This window comes from Sporosarcina koreensis (genome assembly GCF_000826145.2).
Taxonomy (GTDB): Bacteria; Bacillota; Bacilli; order Bacillales_A; family Planococcaceae; genus Sporosarcina; species Sporosarcina trichiuri.
In genome coordinates, this window is record NZ_LN651337.1 from 1533024 (window position 1) to 1549400 (window position 16377).

A 16377-nucleotide genomic window follows, 5' to 3' on the forward strand; every position below is an offset into this window, starting at 1 on the left:
TGCTGGGTGCCTGTGCACCACAAAATTCAGACACGATTCAGAATAGTTTCCGAGTTGTGTGATGCACAGGCACCCCCTTAAGAAGTCCCGGCTCATCCGTCATCACCGTGTCAACACCCGCTTCGGACAGACGCATCAGGACATCCGGCCGGTTGACGGTATAGATGCGCAGCGGAAGACCTGCTTGTCCGGCTTCCCCTGCATACCGGGACAGGGCATATTCCGTCTGGCAGTGGATGGCATCAGCACCTATCCGGATGGCGGTCTCCACCGCCAGGTCAGGCACCCCCGCGATCAAGTAGCCGATTTCGATTGTAGGATTCAGCATCCGTACCCGTTTCAGACTGTCGGGGTTGAACGAAGACAGGATGATCCGTTCCTCGGCATCATACGCTGCAATCAGAGCCAGCACTTTCTCCTCAAGACCATCGTACGGGATGATATCATTCTTCAATTCGATATTGACGCGCAGATCGTTGCCGTCTCTGTTCATCCACTGGAGCACCTCTTCGAGAGCCGGGATCCTCTCTTGCGAATAGGAAGGGGCGAACCAGCTGCCGGCGTCCAGTCTCTTTAGCTGGGTCAGCGTGAAGTCCCGGACATATCCCGTTCCATCCGTCGTGCGCTGCAGCGTTTCGTCATGGATGACGACGGCTTGACCATCTTTTGTCAGCTGGACATCCAGTTCGATGCCTGCAGCCCCGGCGATCCTGGCTTCTTCGAATGCAATCATTGTATTCTCAGGGAAGGCGCCGCTCGCCCCGCGATGGGCAAAAATCAAAGGTGCCGTCATCCCGTTCTCCCCCTTTCCAGTAAGCTATTTTTTCCGGTTGGCCATGTCGAGCGCATCATCCGTCGCTTTGGCTGCCTGGTCCAAGGCCTCCTTCGGGTCGGTTCCCTGATAGAGGCTCTCCATGGCACTGACGACCTTCTGACGCGTTTCGGGGAACACGGATATTAGTGCGCCTTGTGTCGCGACGGATGTCTTCGTATCGCTGAGCTGATCGACTGTGACTTTCAGCTGCGGGTATTTTTCCCACTCGGTTTTGACGATGTCCTGCTCATAGGCGTCCGTGTTGATGGCGAAGTAACCGGTATTCACATGCCATGTCGCCTGGACTTCCGGCGATGCCAGGTACTTCATGAATTCCCATGCTGCCTGCTGCTCGGACTCCTCGATTTCGTTCGCCATCCATAGCGATGCACCACCGATGACGACGCCTTCCCAATCACTCGCTTCAGGGACTGGCAAGTAGCCCGTCCCGACATCGAATGATGACTGTTCCACTACATCCCGGACGCCTGCGGAGGAATCCAGGTACATCGCGATCTTACCGGATTGGAAGGCCGCACGGATATCATCCCAGTTTTGACCCGAATTGTAGAAAGTCCCGTCTTTGTACATGCTGCTGATCAATCCAAAGACTTCCTGTCCTTCTTTTCCGTTGAAGACCGCTTCCGTGGCATCGCCTGCACGTCCGTTCTCCTCATTGACGAACAGCCCGCCCTGCGCAGCAATCAATTCTTCGATGAACCACCCATAGTTCAGGATGGAGAAGCCGTACTGCTCTTTGGAAGTCAGGGCATCCGCCGCTTTTTTCAGTTCCTCGTACGTCGCCGGAGGGGCCTCAGGGTCGAGACCTGCGTCTTTGAACGCATCCTTGTTATAGATCAGGACCGGTGTGGAGGAGTTGAACGGCATCGAGTACTGTACTCCGTCCACGTTGTAATAATCCGTGATGTTCTTCTCCCATTTCCCCGTGTCATAGTTCTCGGCATCGATGAATTTCTGGACCGGCTGGATCTTTCCGGAATCCATCATGTACTTCGTACCCACTTCAAACACCTGCATGATGGTCGGGGCATCTTCTGTTCCGGCTACCGTGTTGAATTTCGTGATGGATTCTTCATAGGACCCCTGGAACACAGCTTTCACCTCGATATCGTCCTGCTGGTCATTGAAATCCGCAACGAGCTGATCGATGACTTCCTCGAGCTTCCCGCTCATCGCATGCCAGAACACGACTTCCGTTTTCCCGGCCGGCTCGTCTGCCTCACCTGTCGTTTTTGGGGACGCTTCTTTTTCCGAGTTGCAGGCGGCCAATAGCAGCACCAGCAACGTCATCAGTGTCAAAAGGATTGTAGGTTTTTTCATTTGTCCATTCCTCCGGTCCGTTTATTTAATTGCGCCTCGTGTAAGGCCCTCCTGCAGTCGTTTCTGGCCCAGGAACAAGAGAACCAGTGTCGGAAGGATGACGAGAACCGCGCCCGCCATCACCACACCCCATTCAGTGGAAACTTCCTGCGACTGCATCTGTTTCAGGCCGATCTGCACGGTGCGCATCTGTTCATCATTCGTCACCAGCAGCGGCCATAAGTACATGTTCCACGCAGTCAGGAAACTGTAGATCGCCAGTGTGACTAATGTAGTCTTCGAAACAGGCAGTACGACTTTCCAGAGAAATTGGAATCGGCTGACGCCTGCCACCTGGGTCGCTTCGTACATTTCAAGCGGGATCGTCTTGAATTGCTGACGCAGCAGGAACGTCCCGAACGCCATGGCGAAGAAAGGCACAGACAGTCCGAGGTATGTATCGGTCCAGCCGAGCGAGCGGATTGTCTGGAAGTTCGGGACCATGGTCGCTTCCCATGGGATCATCATCGTGGAGATGAAGATCAGAAATATCGTATTCCTCCCTTTGAACGGGATGAACGTGAACGCAAATGCGGCGAGACAGCTAAAGACGACCTGCCCCACCATGATCAGTGTGGAGACAATGAAACTGTTGAACAGATACCGCAGCAGCGGCACTTTCTGCATGGCAGCCTCATAATTGGTGAACGAAAATCCGCTCGGCACAATCTGCCCCTTCAGCACTTCACCGCCTTGCATGAAGCTGATCGAGAAGGCGTACAGGATCGGAAAGAACATCACGAACGACGCTACCAACAACAGAGCATATAATAGGGATTTCTTTTTCCATGTCATTGATAGTGCACCTTCTTTTCGCTCCACTTGAACTGCAAAATCGTGACGACCAATATGAAGGCGAATAGGATGACCGCCTGGGCACTGGCTGAACCGATGTTGAAGTTGACAAACGCGTCTTTGAAGATAGAGTAGACGATGACATTCGTCGATTCCATCGGTCCGCCTTTCGTTAAGATATCGATCTGACCGAATGTCTGGAACGAGTTGATCAGCGAGATGGTGACGATGAACAGCAAGGTCGGCGACAGCAACGGCAGCGTGATTTTACGCAGCGAATAAAAATCGCTGACACCCGCGATCCGGCTGCTCTCATACAGGCTTGCATCGATATTGTGTAGCCCTCCGAGCAGGATCAGGAAGCTGAAGCCGGTGTTCATCCAGATGGTCGGGATCGCCACCGACAGCAGTGCGGTATCCGGGTTGAGCAGCCATTGCATTTCCGAAAGCCCGATTGACTTCATGATGGTATTGGCGATACCGATGGCCGGGTTATACATGAATAGCCAGATGACAGATGACGCGGCGACACTCATGCCCATCGTGGACGAGAAGATGGTCCGGAAAAAGCCGATGCCCTTCAGCTTCTGGTTCGCCAGCAGCGCCAGGCCGAGTGCCAGGATCACACCGGCCGGCACGGTGTACAGCACGAACAGGACGGTCGCCTTCAAACTGGCCCTGAAAGTCGGAGAGCCGAGCAGCTGACTGTAATGCTCCAAGCCGACGAACACTTGCGCCTGGCCTTGAGCATCCGTCAGGAACAAGCTCAGATAGATGGTCTTGAACATCGGATAGAACAGGAAGACCGAAAACAGCAGTATGGATGGCAGCAAGTATAGCAGCCCCTCCAGCAGTACGGGGAACCGCCGTCTGCTTTTCGGTTCGGCACGGATCCGGTCTTTCACTGCGATCATAAGGCAGCCTCCATCGACCGCCCGGCAGGCAGCAGATGTGGGTCGATGCGCTGTCCCGTGGCCGCACTGAAGAGATGGATATGCGCCTCATCCACTGCCAGCGGGATCTCCTCCCCTTCCTGGAAGTCCCATTGCCCCGGCCATTTGGCGATCCACAGCTGTCCGTTCATACGGAACATCAGCAGCGTCTCTGTCCCGAGGACTTCGATATGCTCGACCGCCGCGGTGAACGATGGCGTCCTTTGTGCGGCATATGTAAGATGCTCAGGACGGACACCTGCCACGACATCTTCTTTGACAAGGGGTGCGGCGACTTCCCATCCGTCTGTCAGCTGCAATTGCCGGCCATTCCGCACGGTTTCCGTGACGTTCATGGGCGGGGAGCCGATGAACGTGGCGACAAATAGGTTCTGGGGATGGTTATAGACATCCAGGGGCCGGCCGATCTGCTGGACGCTCCCTTCGTTCAGCACCATGATCCGATCCGCCATGGTCATCGCTTCCACCTGGTCATGTGTCACATAGATCATCGTCATCCCGAGTCGGCGCTGGATCTGCCGGACTTCGGCACGCATCTTTGTGCGCAGTTTCGCATCCAGGTTCGACAGCGGTTCATCCATCAGGCAGATCGGCGCTTCCGAGGCAATCGCACGTCCCAGTGCCACACGCTGGCGCTGACCGCCCGACAGCTCACGCGGTTTGCGGTCGAGCAGTTCCTCCAGCCCCAATAAGCGGGCCGCTTCCAGACAGCGCTGCCGCTGCTGCTGTTTCGAAACCTTCTTGACGTGCAGGCCGAAGATGATATTCTCGGCGACACTCAGATGAGGGAACAGGGCATAGTTTTGAAAGACCATCGAGATCTCCCGCTCATCCGGCCGTCTGTCACCTGAGTCTTCGCCGTTCATGAACAGGGTGCCGCCCGATAGCCGCTCGAGCCCCGCAATGATCCGCAGAAGCGTGCTTTTCCCGCAGCCGGACGGGCCGACAATCGCGAAAAACTCCCCCTGCTGAACGTCGAAGCTTACGTCTTCAAGCACCAGGGCATCTCCGTGATAAGCTTTGTTCAGATTTCTGGTGTCGATCGCCTTCATTCATACCAACCTCCTAATTGAATACAATCCAAGCATACTAGGCGTATGTAAAGGGCTCATGGAGGGGATGTGTGGGTTTGGTAAAGGGATGGTTAAGCGTGAGAGGTGCTCAACTGCGCTCCACACAACTCAGCCAGCACGCCGCCTTGGGCCATATCGGACAAATCCTGTGCAGTATCGGACATTCCGCCTGAAGTATCGGCCACTTCGCCCGGCATATCGGCCATATCTCGCAAACCATCGGACACTCCGCCGAATTTATCGGCATCCCGGCACAATTCGTAAGTAGCATGCCTGTGCATCACACAACTCAGACACTATTCTGATTCGTTTCTGAATTGTATCGCACACAGGCAACCGCAAAAGACAAAGTCAATCTCTGTAACATAAAAAAAGGTCGTCTTCCTTGAAGCGAAGACGACCTAGCTTTCGTACACCACATAACTCCAACACAATTAGTAACAGTGACAGAATAGCACAACGCGAAACAACCAAAAACCCCTCACCCGATCAGGGGAGAGGTCTTATCTCCATCATGTCCATTCCATCTTCCATTCAGCGACATGGGATGGTTCGTCCGTCACGGCATAGGTCGTGCTTTTCCCTTTCTGCACATGGAAGGCTTGTGTGAGGATGGCGGGCTCTCGGAAGATCTGCTGGTCGCGTCCGGTCAGCTCGCTGTGCAGTCTCCGGGCTTTGCTCATGCTGTTATCGAACACATTGTAACTGCATGGGACTTCGTAGACATTCCCGCTTTTCATGTGAACGGTCGTCACGCCTGTCTGTTTCGGGAGATAGTATTGAACTTGCAGCTTGTTCACCCAGCCGCGTTCGGAGAAATCCGGCCATGTAATCGGCATCAAGCTCATGCCATGCTTCCGGCTGATCACGACCGGCACTTTGCTCCGCGTTCCGAGGATCAGCGCCGCACTATCCCGGGCACCCTGCAGACTGGATCCGGCAAGTCGCAAGTTCAGATCGACCAGCCTGCTCGGCGGCAGGGTGAGTTCCGTTTCCCGGTCGGCCTCCATAGTCATCGTCACCAATCCTCCGACATCATTGTAATGCGGGATGAGAATTTCCAATTGTGTTGTCAATATCAGTTTTGCATCGTACTTCATCTGTTTTATCCTCCTCTTTTTACAAGCCATTGATTTTGGATGAAAAAAAGGGGTATACTTACCATCGTAAGCAGGTATACCCCTGCTTGCCGTCCCCGAGTGAGTCCGTCATGACTTATACACTCGGGGATTTCTTGCGTTCCTGCCCAATCACTCACCTCCCTTCAGCCGGAGCCAGTTGAGGAGCTCCGAGTAGTTCGCTTTGGACGTATCAAGGAAGTACAGCCCTTTCCGTTCCGCGCCTGTAAACTCCAGCCACTGAGGATGCTTGGAATTCCAATCCACGTGACCGAGCCGCCGCATCCGCTCCAAGATCACGTCTTTCTTCTGTATGGGAAACGCATCATGGAGGCCCTCATATGCATACTCCGCGACTGCTGCAAGCAGCGAATAGTTCGCCAGCATGGACACTTCGTAGTTCCCGATCGAAACGGCCGGGTGCAGCGCGAAGAGTTCATCGAGCCAATGACCGATCACATCCAGATACTCTTCCGCATTCACCACCGTCTCCTGCTGCATGGACGGCTTGGCATTCACCCCTTGACCGGTCATGAAGTAGCCGACGAGACGCCGCAGTTGTGACAAGGACACCAGCTTCACGTTCCGAGGCCGATGGATCGAAAGCTTTTCCTGCTCGATCCCTGCTGTTTGGAGTCCCTTATGTGTTCGTACAAGCAAGTTCGTGATCTTGTTGAGCTCGTTTCGCGAGTCATACGCAATGCGCTTCGAAAGAGAGACCTTTTTCCCCTTCGTGTTCAGGTCGATATACAGCTGGTCGGCCTCCTCATCAGTGAATCCCTCGAACAGCTGGACGGATATGTAGATCTTATCGAGCATCTTATTCATCAGATAGCCCTTGGCGTGATCCCCTGGTACATCACTGCCGATCAGGCGGGTGATGAATGGGCGCAATTGCCCCATAGCCCTCAGCCGCTGTGTACCATCGATTACCGCAAACCGATCCGGCCGTCCGTCTGCCAAGGCCCCTTCCGGTACCCGGGCGACAAGCGGCGGAAAATACACTTGGCCACTCGCCAAATTATCCAGCATATATCGGCGGATCAATGTAATCTGCGGATTCGTCTCGTGCCGGGTTTCGATCCGCTCATCCTCCAGCCGATCGATCAACTCATCCAACCGATAGACTGCAATCCCCTGCTTCTTTGAAAACACTGTATCCGTCAACACAACACCGCCGCCCTTTCCTCCTCAATCACCTTCAGGAACTTCATCATGGTCCGCTTGATGCTCGTTGATGACGAATGATGCTTCAGCCGTTTGGATGATTCGTCGTACATATGCGAGAAGAGAGGATCGTCCGGCTGCCACGTACAGCGGTTACCGAGAAAAGTCAGCTGCGCAAACGCGGCCTCATACGGAATCCGTTCGCCCCGGGAAAGGTTGCACGCCGTCTGGGCAAGCGCTAACTGCACGCCCGACTTCGAACAGACGGAGCCTTCCGCATACCACGCTTCCGCCGGGAACACGTCTTCCCATGATTCAAAGAACATACGTGCTATCGTAGGCACTTCGGACGGTTTGCAGTTCCTGAAATACGCCTGCCCCTTCCGTTCCGTCAATGTCCCTTCGAACAGGGCGACCAAGCAACGGCGCATCGTGGTCAATGTCGTCACCGCTCCGCTTTGCTCCGACAGCCGGGATAACTTCATTTCTATATGCATACGATTTTGCAATTCTTCTGCGACATTGCGGGTAAGGGTTGTATATGGATCCCGGTGGTCGTACTGCATCCGTAACCCCGGGTTCGCTTCTGCGCGTTCAGAGTTCAAATCCGTGAACATCTGCTGCTCTTCCTGTGTTGTCAAATCCAGATAGATCTGAAGCGTGATCGGCAAATTATGTATCTGATCGATCTTCCCCTGAACACGACGGGCTTCTTTAAGATCGCCCGTCTCCTCATTCGCTTCCCTTTCCGACTTCAATTGAATGAGCGCTGACGATAACGCAGCCGCACGATGCTGCCCGTCGCTGATGTAAAGTTTACAGCCCTCAGGCAATGTGAATTTGCCCTCATCCACGACAATCTGCCTCCGGCTCGAAAAAACAAATGGCGAGAAATAGACCGGCTCACCTGCCTCGAGATTATCCATGATGAAACTCCGTATACTTCCCCGCTTCTTCATGTCCAACTGACGCTGTACTTCCGAATCAACCTCGAAAATCGCCTCGAGTGTCTTGAACCGCATTTGTGTCAGTAAGACTTCTTTCCCGAACTGCTCATGCAAAATACCCGGGATCTCTGTTTTCACACCTCCATCCATCCTCATACACCCCTTCCAATATTTTTAAGTATATCCATGCAAATTGGAATTGTCTACATAAAAAATTATTGTGTTCCTAATTTTCAAATTCCGTTTTAATTGATAAAGATTTCGTCAGAATATTGACGATCCCCCTGTTATATGGTACTGGCGGAATTCACTTAGGAGAATCCAGGCAACCGGACACTCCCACGACAAAAAAACGTCTCACCAAATATGCCGCTAGCACTTGGTGAGACGTTTTTAAAAAAGATGACTTCGGCTCAAGTTTAGTCCTTTTTTTCATTCCGCTTTTTCTCCAGATCTTTATCCATTGCAGAAACGTCTTCCAGAACCGATTCCCCGAACCAATTGACTAACTTGTCCTTGGCTTCCTGTTTCGACTCGGCATCGATATAGGCTGCGACAGTCAGTAATGCCACTAGCAGAACGCTTAAGTCATCCGAATACCCGGCAATTGGAGTGAAATCCGGAATGATGTCGAGCGGAAGTATGAAGTAGCCGAGTGCGCCAAAAATAGAAGCTTTCGCTTTTTTAGGCGTTGTTGGTTTCTTGGCTGTATAGAAAAGAAGCAATGCGGCATAGGCGACTTTCACGCCTGCCTTCTTTCCGAACTTTTTTAGTTTGTGCCAAAACTTGCTGTCCGAGTAATGTTGCGAGTAATCATCCTGTACCTCTGTCATCGTTTTCACCTCTCCCATCATTTTCACGATACTTTTGTCTACCCTTGCATGAATCGCTTCACACAAGTCAGGTGTTGTACGGATAGTAATGAGTATTGTAAACCAATCCGCACCAACAGACCAGCCCCCAACGGGTATACGGATTTCACACGGCCGCCCTGTACAAGTCTGCACTTCTACTTTGCAATACACAAATACTTCTCTATTTCATAAGTCCCCTGCACAACCTTCAGAAACACCCGGGCATTTCTCAAGAATGCCCTGTTCATTCTTCAAAAACGGCCGTTCGCCTCCCTGTCCCAACTCTCTTATGATGGACTCACCCAGGGAATACAACGCGTCGTGCACGACCTGAAAAGGTTGCTTATCATGAGTCCATTTGAAGAAGTGCTGGAGCAATATGAGCCGATGATCTCCTCGATCATCCGCAAACTGCATATCTACCGGGAGTTCGAACAATTCCGCCAGGCAGGCCGCATTGCCCTTTGGCAGGCGTGGAGCCGGTTCGACGAAACGAAGGGCGACTTCCCGCCCTATGCCTACCGATCCATCCATGGCGCGCTGCTGGACGAACTGAAGCGCGAGACCCGGTTCAGCGACGTCCATGTGCCGGCAGAGGACGACCTGCTGGAGCACGCAAGCACGAAGACAGACAGCGACACATCGGCCTCCAGCCGGCTGGAAGAGGTGCTGGCACAGCTGACAGCGGAAGAGAAGGAACTTGTCACCCTGTTATATGAAGATCGCGTGATGCAGACGGTCTGCGCCGCCCATTTCGGGATATCGGTGGCGGGTGTGAAGAAACGGCGCGAGCGGCTGCTGGGGAAGTTACGAGGGCAGTTGGGGAATTGAATTTGAAAAGACTTTGCGGGGAGGGATTTCCGTGAAGTCTTTTTTTCAATATGCCTTTTTTTTCAGCGTGCCTGTGGGTCATACAACTCGGACACTATTCTGATTCGTTTCTGATTTGTATCGTATACAGGCAATCATCACTCTATCACTTTTACAACAGTTCCACAGAAATACAGGTATTAATATCCATTGAATAATAATTTTTAAAGCAAACCTTTACTTTCCCGCCCTATTAATGAGAATATAGACTTAGTTGACAAGACGTTCCGTTTACTATACACGGATGTTTGAGGAGATGAGCGGGTATGGAGAACGAAAAAGGATTGACGCTGGTGGAGGTGCTCGCTGCACTCCTGATTCTCGGGATCGTGTTCGTCGGGTTCATGAGGATCTTTCCGCAAATGGACTTATTCAACCAGCGGACCGAGTCGAAGATTGTGACGATGAACCTGGCGAAACAGGAATTGGCGGCGCTGAAGGAAGCCCCTGCCCGGTTGACCCCTGATCGAAAACGGAGCAGCAGCACACCTGCCAATCCCTATGAGACGTATGACTTCTCAAAGACCGGCTATGATATTCAAGTCGATTGCCATGATGCAGAAAAGACTTCAGGTGGACCGAAGTATGCCTGCAGCGATTCAGCACCTGTTCCGCTCCTTCACAAGATACATATATCCGTCAAAGAGGACGGAAAGCTGACCAGTGAGTCGTTCGGGTACGTGGAGCTCAGGTAAAGGGGTGAAATGACAATGGAGCAAATGGAAGAAGGAATGACACTGGTCGAAGTGCTGGCCGCCCTCGTGCTGGTCGCGTTAGTGTCCGGCATCATATGGTCTGTCATCTCCATTGCATCGCAGTTCAATCTAACGGAAACCTCAACTCTACGTCTGCAGCAGGAGGCCAATCTCGTCATCACCGACCTCCAGCAAGTCCATCGTCACTGTGACACTTACCGTTTGATCATCTCGGAGGAAAAAGTCCAGGTCGAATCGTGCAGAGACTCGGACGGTCAAAGTCTTGGTGAGTATAATAAAGTGATCAGCGACGCTTTCCAATATCGTGCCGGAGACAGTGCGGGCAACAAGTATGTAGACCGGACCTACTCACCCACGAAGGAAAACCTGGAACTGCCGGGGTTCACTGTGCTGGATACGATGGTGCGGCCGGGTCATGAGAAGGCGGTCACGGTGCCGACGACGATTTCACGGTACCGGACAAAGGACAGACAGAAACCTTAAATGGACGGAGGGACCGATACTATGCGCCAGGTGAAAAAAGAACAAGGGTATGCACTGCTGATCGTCTTGTTCGCCATCGTCTTCATCACCGTCATCACCGCTGTCTTCATGCGCGGGGCGATCAGCAATGCCACCCAGGGGCAGACGCTCGATCAGAACAATCTGGTCGTTGTTTCTGCTGAAGCCGGTGTCGATTACTACGCGTGGCATCTGAAGCAGCTGTATGATGAACAGCAGCTGGAGGCTGAGTTCAACAGCCTGGTGAGCAGCTATATCGCTGATAAAAAACCGATCAACTACACAGCCATTCAGCTAAAGATGGTAGGAAATTTCAGAAACAAGCTAGAGACAAAAATACAAGAGCTGAAGAAATTGAAGGACAGTCCTGAAACCGACCTTTTCAGTACGTATACCCATCACCTGACAGCTGCTGATATAGACACAGAACAGGACGGCAGCACTGCCTATCTGATTGTAAAAGGTACAGTGGAAGGAAAGCTGCCACAGGAGGATAAGCCGAAAACGAAAGACCTGGATTTCGAACTCCGGTTCATCTTTCCGCAAGTCCTCACAGTGAACGGAGGAAAGCCTGAGAATCCTGATGATAAAAACGACAGCACAGGAAGCCTGATCGGGATGCCTGTTTTGAAAGCACCTGCACCGCCGGCGACTCCCGAGAAACCGGCCGCAATCAGTAAGCCGGCTTCTGCATGTCAACCCAAGGGACGTCTGCTGGAAAACCAACAGTGTGCGCAGCAGGAAATCAGCGAACCCAATTATACAATCAATAAGTCAGGAGTCTATCTGACAGGTAAGCTGGATTCCTGGGGGAATGTCCATGTCGAGAATTCGTCCCTCAACATACGCGGGAATTTCACGCCTGCCAGCTTTTTCATGGAAGACACTCAACTGACGGTCGGCGGCAATATTACAGCCTACCAGTCCATCACCATCAATAAGACAAAGCTACAGACGACTAATTTGAATAACAGCGGAGGGAAAGCGAACATCTCCAACTCCCATCTGACGATCAATGACACATTGACATTCCAGCAATCGGAAATCGAGAATTCGATCATCGCTGCAAAAACCTACAAGGCGAATAATAGCGCAACTTTCAAGAACACCGATTTGAAGGTGACGACCACATACCAATCAGGGGGAGCCGAGTTTTATAACTCCCGAATTGAGATAGGCGATACTATGAACTTCGGAGGCGGACTCTTTTACGCAGAAGGCTCCGATGTGAAAATTGCTAAGGATGTAACGGCAGCGAACGGGTCGAAAATCTATAATTCAAAGGTCCAGATTGGCGGAAATCTGACGCACACCTCAACGCAGCTCCTCAGCAAGAACTCTGATATATCCATCGGCGGCGAAGTTAAGGCAACAAACGGTACAGACCTGGAGCATGTAAAGATGCTCGTCAAAGGAAAGTATACGGCAAATGTGAACTTCAAGCTGGACAATTCGAGGCTCATCATCAGCAGCGGACTGTCGCTCACAAACGGCGGGAATTTGGAGAACAGCGTGCTGACCGCCGCCAGTATCGCTTCTTCCACTCCATTAAAGCTGAACAACTCCACGATGGCCACCGGTTCACTGGACTCCGACGTCCTGCGACTCGAAAACGCAAAAGTATGTGCCGGCAACCTGAAGGTCAGGGACTTGAAGATGGATGGAAACAGCAAAATCTACTATCAGACGCAAACGAGCACCCCGAACCATTCCAGCAAAAATATCATTCAGCTAGCACCCGAGGAATTCAGCAAAAAATGTGCCGTCCAAACCGAGGAAACTCCTGAGGAACCGGAGAACACCGGAACCATTGACTGGAAAGCTCCGGTTGTGGATAAAGTGACTTACTGATGAAACGTTTCAATTTTCCCAGTAGAACGTCAGGAAACTTTTAACTTGCTCACTCGGCAGTCCAGTCGCTTGCAATTCTGACGTTTAAGAAGTTTTCTAACTCTTTTATTTACAGTTTCCAGGATTACTCTGCTGCATTAAAAAAGAGAGATGGCCAGTGCTGCTGCCATCTCTCTTTTTGTTTCGTTCCCTTTTGTACCTTCCTGTCGTCATTCACCCGCTGCTGCCGGTTCTGTCTGAGGCGGCTCTACCTCAGTGTTCGGCGCAGACGGTGTGACGGCTTCTGGTGCTGGGGCTGCTTCTTCAGCTGTAGCTGCCTCTTCAGGCTGTTTCGCAGTCTCGTCTTTTGATGGTGCCGGTTCCGGCTGGACGACAGGAGGAACCTCCGGCACAACTGCAGCTCCCTGTATGATCGCTTTCGCACGCTTCAGCGCATCATCGACTGCAGATGACACTGCGGCTTTCTGCGAATCATTACTGACATGGATTTTTGCCGAAAGAGCATCGGCATATTTCTGCAATTCCTGAATGCTGCCGGCAGTTTCTGCTGCTGTATGTTGTGCCAGCTGTGCTTGTGCCCGCTGGGTCTCCAGCTGCAGTTCAACTCGCAGCCTGTCCATCAGGCGGTTCTTTTCCGCGGTGATCGCCTGGTCCATTTCCTGGATCGATTGGTTTTTCTGCTTATCGAACCAACCGATCAAACGACCTTGGATACTAGTGTCCGCAAGTGCATGGCTTCCGCTGGTTCCCGCAGTCCACATCAACAGGACGGCGAACAGGAAAATGAACACTTTGCGGGAGACTCCGTCTTGGTTCAGCATTGGTTTCCTCCTTTCTCGTCCTGCACCGACTCAATAGCGGACTGATATCACTTGTTGATGGAACCGACGATGCTGTCTAATTGATTTTGTCCTTTAACCAGCAAGGATTTGGCTGCAAATGTAATTGTACTCTCATGCTCTTTGATCAATGCATTGTTGGCCGCTGTAATGCTTGTACGCAGTTTGGTGATTTCGCTGTCGATCATCTTTTTAATATCTGCTGTTGTGTTAGCTTGCTGGGTATTCAGCTGGTTTTGCAAAGAGGTCTTCGCATCATCAATCGCTTTTTGTAGTGCACTTGCTGCCTCGGCAGTCGCATCTTTCACTTTTACATTCACGTCTGCAATAACTTTTGCACCTTCTGCAGATGAATGGGCTTTCAAGTCACTATTCGCATATGCCAGCGCTTCATTGCCTGATGATTCAATCATTCCTTTGGCAAATGTGGACAGCTCACCGAATTGAGTAGACATATAGGACTCGATATGTGCTTTTTGGGTGTTGATCTGGTCAATATACTCCTGGCTGTGCTTATCAATACCATCGATAGTCGTCTCTGTTACAAAGTCACCTTTTTCCTTCAACTTACTTGTCGTGTTGTCTTTCACACCCTGATACTCCGCAGCCAGACCAGGTGCCAGCGAGCTGGCATATGCCGCCGAGTCCGCGGATACTTTGTCGGAAGCAGTAGTGAACTTGGCGTCATACCAGCCCTTTAACGCAAGACCTGCATCTGTTGCCCCCAGTACAGCTCCGCCGCCCGACAGAACTCCTACAGCTACTGCGCCTGCAATCACTTTGCTTTTCATTGTTTTCAACATATGAATTCCTCTTTTCTAGTATAGTAGTGGTTATTCTTGACCGAGCACATCTGCGAGAACAGCATCCACTTCTGCGGCTACAGTCCGCTCGATGGCCAGCTGTTCTTTGTATGCTTCGAAGTCTTCTTTTTCCAGTTGACTCTTTGCTGTATTGATTTCATTTTCCATCTGCCGCTTGTAGTCTTTGATAGCGAACACCACTTCCCGGGTGTTCGTATCGCTCAATTCAAGCATAGCCAGACTGAATAGGTTTTCGCTCTGCTGGCTGATTTTCCGGGTCATCCGGAACACTTGGAACAGACCGTCCGCAGTGGCGGCTCCCAGACTTTCACTCCTCGGCTTGAATTCACCATCGTACCAATCCTGTAACGGGTGCTTCCCCGTTCCCGCACTGGCAGATGAACTCATTATAAGAAACAGGAGAGCGATGACGATGATCCGTTTCTTTCTCATTTCCCACCTCACGATCGATATGCGAGCTTTCCTTGGCTTGTCCTCCTTTGCAGCAACCGTTTTGTTGTGTCTGTGGAACTATCTTCAGTATAGAGGGCTATCGTCTGCCATTCTCCCCTCCTTCGTCTACTCTTTCAGGAGCGGACGTCTACTCCAATCTTCCACTTTTGTTCACCTCATCGACTAGTTGTCTGCGCTTTCTGCAACGGCAGACAAAACTAGTGGATTTGCGGAACGCCGTCTGACAAAATCCTTTCGGCAGCTGAGATATAGTAGATGCAGGGCAAACAGAATAGAGAGAAGGAAACGAGGAAGTGCATTCCGTATGTGGGCACCTGGAATGCATGGAGTGAGTGGTGCAACCGACCTGGGATGACGGGGATATCCGTCTGTCTGCAGGTCTTTTTTGTGTCAAAACCAGTAAAGGGATGAGGTGCAGGATGGAAATACTGATCATTGATCACAGACCAATTGTCCGAAACGGACTGCGGTCTCTGCTTTCGGATTTTCCTGGCTTTCATATCTGCGGGGAAGCCGTATCGAAGGAGGAGGCGATCTCCTTCATGAAAAAGAGCCCGCCCGACCTTCTGATTGCTAATTGGCATCTCGGTACTCTGAGTGGGATTGAGCTCATACAAGAGGTGAGAACGGATGGGTATTGCGGAAAGTCCTTATTGCTGGCGGAGTCCGTCACCCAGCAGGAATTTTACCAGGTGAAAACATCTAAGGTGGACGGGCTGCTCGCCAGCACTGCAACGGAGGAGGAATTCATGTGTGCACTGAATCTCATACGCCTGGGAAGGACTTACTATGATTCTCAGCTGCTGGTAAACCTCCTTGCCAATCCAGCAGACAAGAAACCGGAGAACCCTCCACATGATCAGTTAACCAACAAAGAACTCGAAGTCCTCCAGGCACTCGGACAAGGGTTGTCAAATCGTCAAATTGCAGGAGACCTGTTTGTCACGGAATTCACCGTCAAAAAGCATGTCAGCCAGGTGCTGGCCAAACTTGGTCTTGCAGACCGGACACATGCTGCGCTGTATGCGAATGCGAAAGGGATTGCACGTTATGAGGTGAGTGTTTGAGCGTTCAGGTCTGTTCAGTATGTATCGCGTGCCTATGCACCACACAACTCAGACACAGTTCTGTGAATTCGAGAATGAATTAAGAGAGAGATCGCTGTCCCACTTGGGATAGCGGTCTCTTTTTTGTTGCTAAAGGACAACATGAAAAGTCATAT

17 protein-coding genes and 1 riboswitch are annotated in these 16377 nt (G+C 51.6%); of the genes, 5 read left to right on the forward strand and 12 right to left on the reverse strand.

Annotated elements, in window-relative coordinates; translation table 11 throughout:
• Nucleotides 1–37: 37 nt before the first annotated feature.
• The 9 genes from BN1190_RS13275 to BN1190_RS13315 form a co-directional block, all read right to left on the reverse strand.
• Nucleotides 38–793 (reverse strand): glycerophosphodiester phosphodiesterase, encoded by a 756-nt coding sequence (locus BN1190_RS13275; protein ID WP_052461883.1) that lies wholly within the window; start codon nt 791–793, stop codon nt 38–40.
• Between the two features lie 24 nt (nt 794–817).
• Complete coding sequence (locus BN1190_RS13280) at nt 818–2155, reverse strand: ABC transporter substrate-binding protein (protein WP_040287484.1); 1338 nt, start codon at nt 2153–2155, stop codon at nt 818–820.
• Between the two features lie 21 nt (nt 2156–2176).
• Nucleotides 2177–2989 carry a carbohydrate ABC transporter permease gene (locus BN1190_RS13285; protein ID WP_040287485.1) on the reverse strand — a complete coding sequence of 271 codons (813 nt, stop codon included), beginning with the start codon at nt 2987–2989 and terminating at the stop codon, nt 2177–2179.
• Nucleotides 2986–3903: a carbohydrate ABC transporter permease gene (locus tag BN1190_RS13290; protein WP_040287486.1), complete on the reverse strand. Its 918-nt coding sequence runs from the start codon at nt 3901–3903 to the stop codon at nt 2986–2988. Before BN1190_RS13290 ends, BN1190_RS13285 begins: the two co-directional genes overlap by 4 nt.
• Nucleotides 3900–4994: an ABC transporter ATP-binding protein gene (locus tag BN1190_RS13295; protein WP_040287487.1), complete on the reverse strand. Its 1095-nt coding sequence runs from the start codon at nt 4992–4994 to the stop codon at nt 3900–3902. Before BN1190_RS13295 ends, BN1190_RS13290 begins: the two co-directional genes overlap by 4 nt.
• Before the next feature lie 533 nt (nt 4995–5527).
• Entirely contained in the window at nt 5528–6115 is a 588-nt protein-coding gene (locus BN1190_RS13300) for a competence protein ComK (protein WP_052461884.1), read from the reverse strand.
• A 150-nt stretch (nt 6116–6265) separates the two neighbouring features.
• Nucleotides 6266–7303: a DNA sulfur modification protein DndB gene (locus BN1190_RS13305; RefSeq protein ID WP_144036113.1), complete on the reverse strand. Its 1038-nt coding sequence runs from the start codon at nt 7301–7303 to the stop codon at nt 6266–6268.
• Nucleotides 7297–8385, reverse strand: a complete 1089-nt coding sequence (locus BN1190_RS13310; protein ID WP_244898718.1) for a DNA sulfur modification protein DndB — start codon at nt 8383–8385, stop codon at nt 7297–7299. The genes BN1190_RS13305 and BN1190_RS13310 overlap by 7 nt, the downstream gene beginning before the upstream one ends.
• 281 nt (nt 8386–8666) lie before the next feature.
• The gene (locus BN1190_RS13315) at nt 8667–9080 is read right to left on the reverse strand and encodes a YkvA family protein (protein WP_040287490.1); all 414 of its coding nucleotides are present in this window, start codon (nt 9078–9080) and stop codon (nt 8667–8669) included.
• 369 nt (nt 9081–9449) lie between these two features.
• On the opposite strand from BN1190_RS13315, the gene BN1190_RS13320 reads away from it, so the two are divergent.
• The 4 genes from BN1190_RS13320 (at nt 9450) to BN1190_RS13335 (ending at nt 13039) form a co-directional block, all read left to right on the forward strand.
• Nucleotides 9450–9932 (forward strand): sigma-70 family RNA polymerase sigma factor, encoded by a 483-nt coding sequence (locus BN1190_RS13320; RefSeq protein WP_040287491.1) that lies wholly within the window; start codon nt 9450–9452, stop codon nt 9930–9932.
• 305 nt (nt 9933–10237) lie between these two features.
• The gene (locus BN1190_RS13325; protein ID WP_040287492.1) at nt 10238–10666 is read left to right on the forward strand and encodes a prepilin-type N-terminal cleavage/methylation domain-containing protein; all 429 of its coding nucleotides are present in this window, start codon (nt 10238–10240) and stop codon (nt 10664–10666) included.
• 15 nt (nt 10667–10681) lie between these two features.
• Nucleotides 10682–11170, forward strand: coding sequence for a prepilin-type N-terminal cleavage/methylation domain-containing protein (locus BN1190_RS13330; RefSeq protein ID WP_040287493.1), 489 nt, complete (start codon nt 10682–10684; stop codon nt 11168–11170).
• A gap of 21 nt (nt 11171–11191) precedes the next feature.
• Entirely contained in the window at nt 11192–13039 is a 1848-nt protein-coding gene (locus BN1190_RS13335; protein ID WP_040287494.1) for a hypothetical protein, read from the forward strand.
• Nucleotides 13040–13248: 209 nt separating this feature from the next.
• Here BN1190_RS13335 and BN1190_RS13340 read toward each other — a convergent pair whose 3' ends face one another.
• The 3 genes from BN1190_RS13340 to BN1190_RS13350 are packed head-to-tail and all read right to left on the reverse strand — an operon-like array spanning nt 13249 to nt 15134.
• Nucleotides 13249–13860: a hypothetical protein gene (locus BN1190_RS13340; RefSeq protein WP_040287495.1), complete on the reverse strand. Its 612-nt coding sequence runs from the start codon at nt 13858–13860 to the stop codon at nt 13249–13251.
• Nucleotides 13861–13907: 47 nt separating this feature from the next.
• Entirely contained in the window at nt 13908–14681 is a 774-nt protein-coding gene (locus BN1190_RS13345; protein ID WP_040287496.1) for a hypothetical protein, read from the reverse strand.
• A 30-nt stretch (nt 14682–14711) separates the two neighbouring features.
• Nucleotides 14712–15134 carry a hypothetical protein gene (locus tag BN1190_RS13350; RefSeq protein WP_040287497.1) on the reverse strand — a complete coding sequence of 141 codons (423 nt, stop codon included), beginning with the start codon at nt 15132–15134 and terminating at the stop codon, nt 14712–14714.
• Nucleotides 15135–15435: 301 nt separating this feature from the next.
• Nucleotides 15436–15503, forward strand: a riboswitch (cyclic di-GMP riboswitch).
• 71 nt (nt 15504–15574) lie between these two features.
• Between BN1190_RS13350 and BN1190_RS13355 the strand changes: the two genes are divergently transcribed.
• Entirely contained in the window at nt 15575–16222 is a 648-nt protein-coding gene (locus BN1190_RS13355) for a response regulator transcription factor (protein WP_040287498.1), read from the forward strand.
• Nucleotides 16223–16377: the final 155 nt, after the last annotated feature.